Raw genomic sequence first — 7,717 nt, 5'->3', positions numbered from 1 at the left:
GTGAGAAAGCTGCTAACCATCCTGAATGCGATGCTACGGGATAATAAAAAATGGGTGACAAATTAATCATCACCCGTTGACTTTAAACACAGCTGCTCTCCCTGTGGGAGAGGGTTAGGGTGAGGGGCCATATTACTCCGGCTGCTCTGCCGCTTTAGCGATATGGCGGACATGCACATCCATCTGCGGGAACGGAATGCCAATCTGATGGGCATCCAGCTGACGCTTGAAGTTTTCCATCAGATCAAAGTACACGTTCCAGTATTCGGCGTTGGTGGTCCAGGAGCGGGTCACAAAGTTCAGGGAAGAAGGCGCCATTTCATTGAGGCGTACCGTCACGCCTTTATCGTGCATGATGCGCTTATCTGCCGCGATCACGTCACCCAACACTTTCTTCACCAGATCGATATCGGCGTCATAAGCCACGCCCACCACGATATCCACGCGGCGGTTTGGTTCACGGGAGTAGTTGATGATATTACCCGCGATGATTTTACCGTTCGGTACCACAATGGTTTTGTTATCTGAAGTACGCAGCGTAGTGGAAAAGATTTGCACCTGATCTACCGTACCGGAAACGCCACCCAGATCGACAAACTCCCCGGCCCGCAGTGGACGGAAGGCCACCAGCAGCACGCCAGCCGCAAAGTTGGAAAGCGATCCTTGTAATGCCAAACCCACGGCCAGACCGGCGGCACCCAGAACGGCAATCACAGAGGTGGTCTGAACACCAACGCGCCCCAGCACCGCAATAAAGGTAAATGCCAAGATGCTGTAACGCGCCATCGCAGCCAGGAAATCCGCTACGGTGGCATCGATGCCACGCAGCTTCATCACGCGGCTGAGCGCATTACTCACGACACGAGCCACCACCGAACCAATAATGAAAATCACGATCGCGGCAACAATATTCACCGCATACTGGATCAGCATATCCTGATGGTTAACTAGCCAACTGCTGGCATTGTTAATACCTTCTACTACGTTTAGTTCTTCCATTCTGACGTCCTACTTTTACATCCCCATGCGGGGAAAATGAGCAAAATATACTGGCAAATCGGTGCCAATAAAGAAACCACGGCTAAGGGTACCCAACATTTTAACGACGTGCCAACCGTCAGAGGAAAAAAACGCCTTGATATGCCCCCTACTCAGCTAAAAGGAATAGCAAAGCAACCCTTATCAACAGCGGGCCGACAGAGAGAGTAACGTTATCAGGGGGGAGTAAAAGCAAAACCTGGAAATATCCAAAAAAATGTCGCTTACCTGGGTAACCGACATTCAATATAACGCTGGCAAGAATCAATAAGGGTGCCAATACATGGCCCCCCTTACACAGATTAATCGGCAGATTTCTCTACGTGGCGCACATGCACCTCCATCTGCGGGTAGGGGATGCCAATCTTGTGGGCATCTAACTGTCGTTTAAAGTTTTCCATCAGGTCAAAATAGACATTCCAGTACTCCCCATTGGTGGTCCAGGAGCGAGTCACAAAATTCAACGAGGACGGAGCCATTTCGTGTAAACGTACGGTGACGCCTTTGTCGTGCATGATGCGTTTATCGCCCGCAATCACGTCACCTAGCACCTTTTTCACTACATCAATATCGGCGTCATAGGCTACTCCAACCACAATATCTACGCGGCGGTTGGGTTCACGGGAATAGTTGATGATATTGCCAGCGATGATTTTTCCATTGGGTACCATAATGGTTTTGTTATCGGAAGTACGCAGAGTAGTAGAAAAAATATGCACCTGATCGACCGTACCGGCTACGCTTCCCAGATCGACATACTCACCTGCGCGCATCGGGCGAAACACCACCAGCACCACCCCTGCGGCAAAGTTGGACAGTGACCCTTGTAGCGCCAAGCCAATCGCCAACCCAGCGGCCCCCAGCACCGCAATTAATGAGGTGGTCTGTACCCCGACACGGCCCAATACGGCAATAAAGGTAAAGACCAGTATGCTGTAACGCACCATCGCTGCCAGGAAGCCAGAGACGGTGACATCAATACCGCGCAGCCTCATTACGCGGGTGAGCATATTGCTGACAACACGGGCTATGATCGAACCAATAATGAAAATAGCCAGCGCAGTAACGATGTTAATCGCATAACGAATTAACAGTTCCTGATGATTTATCAACCAACTGCTGGCATGACTTATGCCCTCTACAACGTTGAGATCTTCCATTCAAGCATTCCTACTTTACTTCCCTAGATTGCGGGAAAGAGCAAAATAAACTGACGCGTAGCATCAGTCGGGAAACCACTGCTTAAGGGTATGCAACATTTCAGCCCAATGCCAATCGTCATAGGAAAACCTCCCTTGGTATAACCACTTAGCTATACCCTTTACTTGCACGTGAGCAGCACCTGCCAGGTCAACTATGATGAAACTAGCCATACTGGCAAAATAAACGACAAGGAACGCGCAGTGATCGACCTTTCCCTCTCAATCAAGCACTATTGGCAAGTACGCCCCAGATTATTGATTTCGGTAGGTGTAGGGCTTCTGTGTATCGGGCTGCTTCCTGCTCATCTCCCTTGGCTGCAACGCTTGATCGTTGGTTGGAACGTGATGGCCTGGATCTATTTATTGTGCCTTTGGCATCTGATGCTGGGCTGCACGTCGCAACGTACCCAGCAATTGGCACGTAAGCAGGACGAGAGCGCAAGCCAGGTACTAGCGTTGGTCAGTTTGGGGTGTGTGGTGAGTATTCTGGCCATCCTGTTTGAATTGAGCACCGCCAAACAGGTCAGCGACGCGTTGAAAACGCTACATCTGGCCCTGACCGGCTCCACACTGGTGGTTTCCTGGCTGCTATTACCCACGGCATTCACCATGCACTACGCCCATCTGTTTTACCGCTCGCGGGCCAATACGGAGGTGTTACCGCTATTGTTTCCCGGCAAACTGACCGAGCCAAACTATTGGGACTTCGCCTATTTCTCCTTCACCATTGCCGTGGCTTCACAAACCGCCGACGTAGCCGTGGGCACCGCAGACGTGCGTAAAATCACCCTGCTGCAATCGGTGATCGCTTTTGTCTTCAATATCTTGATCCTGGGGCTGTCGATTAACGTCGGGGCGGGGTTATTGGGGTAGCTGATTTGGTGAACGAGTGCAGCATGTTTAGCTTTATCATCAAAGAAGAAAAGGCTCCCGAGGGAGCCTTTTAGCGTCAATCTGAACGGAGGGACGATATTACAGCACGTCTACCGCGTTCAGTTCTTTGAATGCCAGTTCCAGACGGGTGATCATGGAAGACTGGGCAGCACGAGTCCATACGCGTGGATCGTAGTATTTCTTGTTCGGCTTGTCGGCACCTTCTGGGTTACCCAGTTGGCCCTGCAGATAGCCTTCGTTCTTTTTGTAGTAGTTCAGGATACCTTCCCACGTTGCCCACTGGGTGTCGGTATCGATGTTCATTTTCACTACGCCGTAGCTGACCGCTTCTTTGATTTCTGCTGCGGTAGAACCTGAACCACCGTGGAACACGAAGTTCAACGCATTGTGCGGCAGGTTGTGTTTCTTGGAAACATAGTCCTGAGAATCACGCAGAATGGTTGGGGTCAGTTTCACGTTGCCTGGCTTGTAAACACCGTGTACGTTGCCGAAAGAGGCAGCGATGGTGAAGCGCGGGCTGATAGCATTCAGTTTTTCGTACGCGTAATCAACATCTTGTGGCTGAGTGTACAGGGAAGAAGCGTCCATGTGGCTGTTGTCTACGCCATCTTCTTCACCGCCGGTGCAACCCAGTTCGATTTCCAGGGTCATACCGATCTTCGCCATGCGGGTCAGGTACTTGCTGCAAATTTCGATGTTTTCTTCCAGTGATTCTTCAGACAAGTCGATCATGTGTGAAGAGAACAGTGGCTTACCGGTCGCTGCGAAGTGCTTCTCACCCGCGTCCAACAGGCCGTCTAACCATGGCAGCAGTTTCTTCGCGCAGTGGTCGGTGTGCAGGATCACTGGCACGCCGTAATGTTCAGCCATCTGATGTACGTGGTGTGCGCCAGAGATTGCGCCCAGGATCGCAGCACCTTGTGGCACGTCAGTTTTGATACCTTTACCCGCGATAAAGCCGGCACCGCCGTTAGAGAACTGAACGATAACTGGAGCACGCACCTTGGCCGCTGTTTCCAGCACGGCGTTGATGGAGTCAGTACCCACGCAGTTTACCGCTGGCAGTGCAAAGTTGTTCTCTTTGGCAACTGCGAAGACTTTCTGCACGTCATCACCTGTGATAACACCTGGTTTTACGAAATCAAAAATTTTAGACATTAGACGTTGTCCTGTTTCGTTGGCCGTATACCCGTCGTCTTGCAAGCAACAGCCTGCAAACTAGTGGTAGCGATGGATAAATAGCGATTTTTTTACCCCCACAGCTAGGCTGGGGGCATAAACAAACGGGCGGCTTGCGCCCCCCGTTATCTGAATTACTGCTTAGCGCGCTCTTCCAGCATCACTACTGCAGGCAGCTGTTTCCCTTCAACGAATTCCAGGAAGGCGCCGCCGCCGGTAGAGATATAGGAGATTTGGTCAGCGATACCGAACAGATCGATAGCTGCCAGGGTGTCACCGCCGCCTGCGATGGAGAAAGCTTCGCTCTCTGCGATAGCGCGTGCAACGATTTCGGTGCCCTTACGGAAGTTAGGGAACTCGAACACGCCAACCGGGCCATTCCACAGAATGGTTTTAGCTTCTTTCAGGATCTTGGCCAGGCGCTCTGCAGAGACATCGCCTAGGTCCAGAATTTGCTCTTCGTCTTTGATTTCGCTGGCAGGCTTCAGGGTTGCCGTAGCGGTTTCAGAGAACTCGGTAGCGACGCGCACGTCGGTTGGAACCGGGATATCACAGGTTTCCAGCAGCTTTTTCGCTTCCGGGATCAGATCCGCTTCGTACAGGGATTTACCTACGTTATGGCCTTGAGCCGCAACGAAGGTGTTAGCAATACCACCGCCAACAATCAGCTGGTCAGCGATTTTGGACAGGGAACCCAGTACGGTCAGTTTGGTAGAAACTTTAGAACCACCAACGATAGCCACCATTGGGCGAGCCGGGTTACCCAGCGCTTTGCCCAGGGCTTCCAGTTCCGCAGACAGCAGCGGGCCTGCACAAGCAACCGGAGCAAACTTGCCCACGCCATGGGTAGAAGCCTGCGCACGGTGTGCGGTACCAAAGGCGTCCATCACATATACGTCGCACAGCGCAGCATATTTCTTGGACAGCACTTCGTCGTCTTTCTTCTCGCCTTTGTTGAAGCGAACGTTTTCCAGAACAACCAGCTCACCTTCTGCAACGTCAACGCCTTCCAGATAATCCTTCGCCAGACGGACTGGGGATTTCATATGCTCTTTCAGGTAGTTGACCACTGGCAGCAGGGAGAACTCTTCGTTGTACTCGCCTTCGGTAGGACGACCCAGGTGGGAAGTTACCATCACGCGGGCGCCTTGTTTCAGCGCAGCTTCGATAGTCGGCAGGGAGGCACGGATACGCGCATCGGAAGTCACTTTACCGTCTTTCACTGGTACGTTCAGATCGGAACGGATCAGAACGCGTTTACCCGCCAGATCCAGATCGGACATCTTAATTACAGACATGGTGAACCCTCTTTGTTGATTCTCTATAAAGTTGCCTGAGCGACGCATCAACACCACGTTGATAGCGCCTTACTAGAAACCGCTTGCGGCCATTGCCCGTGTTGTATCCAACATCCGGTTGGCAAAGCCCCATTCGTTATCACACCAGACCAAGGTCTTGATCAGGTGCTGTCCGCTGACCCGGGTTTGCGTCCCATCAACGATGGCGCTGTGCGGGTCATGGTTAAAATCAATCGAGACTAATGGTAGTTCTGTATAGTCAACTATACCACGAAATGATCCCTGTGCCGCCTTTTGCAACAGCTGGTTTACCTCTGTGACCAACACCTTCGAACTCACGCTGACGCTAAGATCGATGGCCGTTACGTTGATCGTCGGCACCCGCACGGAGATCGCTTCAAAACGATCGCAAAACTGCGGGAAGATGCGCGTAATGCCCGCTGCCAGCTTGGTGTCGACCGGTATAATCGACTGGCTCGCCGCGCGGGTACGCCGCAAATCCTGATGATAGGCGTCTATCACCGGCTGATCGTTCATCGAGGAGTGGATAGTGGTTACCGTGCCGGACTCAATGCTGTAGGCATCGTCCAGCAGCTTGATAATAGGAATAATGCAGTTGGTGGTGCAGGAGGCGTTGGACACGATGCGATGCTCGCCACGCAGCGTTTGGTGGTTAACCCCAAACACGATGGTCGCATCCAGATCGTTACCGCCCGGATGGGCAAACAGCACCTTCTTGGCCCCTGCCGCCAGATGAGCTTCGCCATCTGCCCTGCTGCCGTATACACCGCTGCAATCCAGCACCACATCCACACCCAGTTCGCCCCAGGGCAACTGGTCCAGCTCGGGTTGATGTAACAGCCGGATGCTGTCATCCCCCACGCTCAACACGTCACATTCCTGGCGCACATCCCAGGCAAAGCGGCCGTGGCTGGAGTCATATTTCAGCAGATGGGCCATCCCCTCGGCATGTGCCAGTTCGTTGATGGCGACGACGGAAATTTCGGCGCGTCGTCCCGATTCGTACAGTGCGCGTAAAACGCTGCGGCCGATACGGCCAAAGCCGTTTATCGCTATGCGGATGGTCATGCTACTCCCTGAAAAAGGGCGCTCCCTGGCGGTGGTGTTCCGCTTTGAGGATGGCGCAGACTGATGATCTCGCCTAGAGTACTTTAGCGTACTGCCTGCTGTGAATCGCTGCTTTGCATTATTCGTCAAACCCCGTTGCTCATCGCAACCACTCACTCTGGCGTTCCTACCGACAACAGTGATAACTGAAACGCTTCAGCCGAGCATAAACCAAAGTTTTGCCAAAAGGAACAGGCGCAATGCGCTGCCTGTCATGTCGAGGGGACTTTGCGAAAATAAAATGATCTAGCGCACATTTTTGCCCTCAGCCCCCGCTAGCCGAATTGAGTTCGAATGCGCAAATGACTTGCTGGTAACGCCAAGACCACCATAATAGACCCTGCGTTTGTTAGGTGAAGCGGTTAACTTATGCTGTCTTGCTGCTGACAACAGGGATAACCAGCAACATCTTGAATACTGGTAAATATAAATACCAACCTTTATACCCTATGGATTTCGAGTCGCAGCTAAGCGCCAAGCTCACTCATCCCCAGGAGCTTACTTTTGTAAGTGACTGGGGTGACAAATCTGTCAGGAACAGATTTGAACGCTGTACACAGCGGCCCCGAAGGGGTGAGGCCTACGGATGGGCCGAATAACGATGTGCAGGTAACAACGCTGCGGCTTGAAAGACGACGGGTATAATTTACAAGGAGCCAAAATGAGTGAAATCAAAGTCGTCGCCCTAATCAAAGCCATGCCGGAACACCGTGCTGCGGTAGACAAAGCGGTACGCGCCATGGTCGCCCCGAGCCGTTCCGAGCCGGGTTGCATCCAATATGATTTGCATGAAGAGCAGGGCCATCCGGGCGCTTTCGTATTTATCGAACGCTGGACCTCTGAGCAGGCGCTGAAAGAGCATATGGCGATGTCTTACCACGATGCCTTCCTGGCCGAATTGGAAGGGAAACTGGTCAGTCTGGAAGTGAAAAAACTGACTCAGCTGTAATCGTACCGATTTGGGGCGCTGTTCCACGC

7 protein-coding genes are annotated in these 7,717 nt (G+C 52.3%); 2 read left to right on the top strand and 5 right to left on the bottom strand.

Annotation, left to right across the window (positions count from 1 at the left end; genetic code table 11):
* Positions 1 to 132 precede the first annotated feature (132 nt).
* A complete protein-coding gene (gene mscS, locus ACLQ7H_RS06235; protein ID WP_411751917.1) occupies positions 133 to 999 on the bottom strand; it encodes a small-conductance mechanosensitive channel MscS in 867 nt (288 codons plus the stop codon).
* Between the two features lie 341 nt (positions 1,000 to 1,340).
* Positions 1,341 to 2,198 (bottom strand): small-conductance mechanosensitive channel MscS, encoded by an 858-nt coding sequence (mscS, locus tag ACLQ7H_RS06230; RefSeq protein ID WP_411751916.1) that lies wholly within the window; start codon positions 2,196 to 2,198, stop codon positions 1,341 to 1,343.
* Positions 2,199 to 2,444: 246 nt separating this feature from the next.
* Between mscS (ACLQ7H_RS06230) and ACLQ7H_RS06225 the strand changes: the two genes are divergently transcribed.
* Positions 2,445 to 3,113, top strand: coding sequence for a DUF1345 domain-containing protein (locus tag ACLQ7H_RS06225; RefSeq protein WP_411751919.1), 669 nt, complete (start codon positions 2,445 to 2,447; stop codon positions 3,111 to 3,113).
* Between the two features lie 99 nt (positions 3,114 to 3,212).
* Here the strand turns inward: ACLQ7H_RS06225 and fbaA are convergent, their stop codons facing one another.
* From fbaA to epd, 3 genes are all read right to left on the bottom strand, one after another.
* The gene (gene fbaA, locus ACLQ7H_RS06220; RefSeq protein ID WP_411751915.1) at positions 3,213 to 4,292 is read right to left on the bottom strand and encodes a class II fructose-bisphosphate aldolase; all 1,080 of its coding nucleotides are present in this window, start codon (positions 4,290 to 4,292) and stop codon (positions 3,213 to 3,215) included.
* Positions 4,293 to 4,447: 155 nt separating this feature from the next.
* Positions 4,448 to 5,611, bottom strand: a complete 1,164-nt coding sequence (pgk, locus tag ACLQ7H_RS06215) for a phosphoglycerate kinase (RefSeq protein WP_411751914.1) — start codon at positions 5,609 to 5,611, stop codon at positions 4,448 to 4,450.
* A gap of 72 nt (positions 5,612 to 5,683) precedes the next feature.
* On the bottom strand, positions 5,684 to 6,700 hold the full coding sequence (epd, locus tag ACLQ7H_RS06210) for an erythrose-4-phosphate dehydrogenase (RefSeq protein WP_021806218.1): 1,017 nt from the start codon (positions 6,698 to 6,700) through the stop codon (positions 5,684 to 5,686).
* A gap of 700 nt (positions 6,701 to 7,400) precedes the next feature.
* On the opposite strand from epd, the gene ACLQ7H_RS06205 reads away from it, so the two are divergent.
* On the top strand, positions 7,401 to 7,688 hold the full coding sequence (locus ACLQ7H_RS06205) for a putative quinol monooxygenase (RefSeq protein ID WP_021806219.1): 288 nt from the start codon (positions 7,401 to 7,403) through the stop codon (positions 7,686 to 7,688).
* Positions 7,689 to 7,717 lie beyond the last annotated feature (29 nt).

The organism is Serratia sp. (in: enterobacteria), assembly GCF_046715635.1.
GTDB lineage: Bacteria > Pseudomonadota > Gammaproteobacteria > Enterobacterales > Enterobacteriaceae > Chania.
The sequence above is the reverse complement of the archived record's forward strand: the minus strand, read 5'-3'. Positions and strand labels throughout refer to the sequence as shown.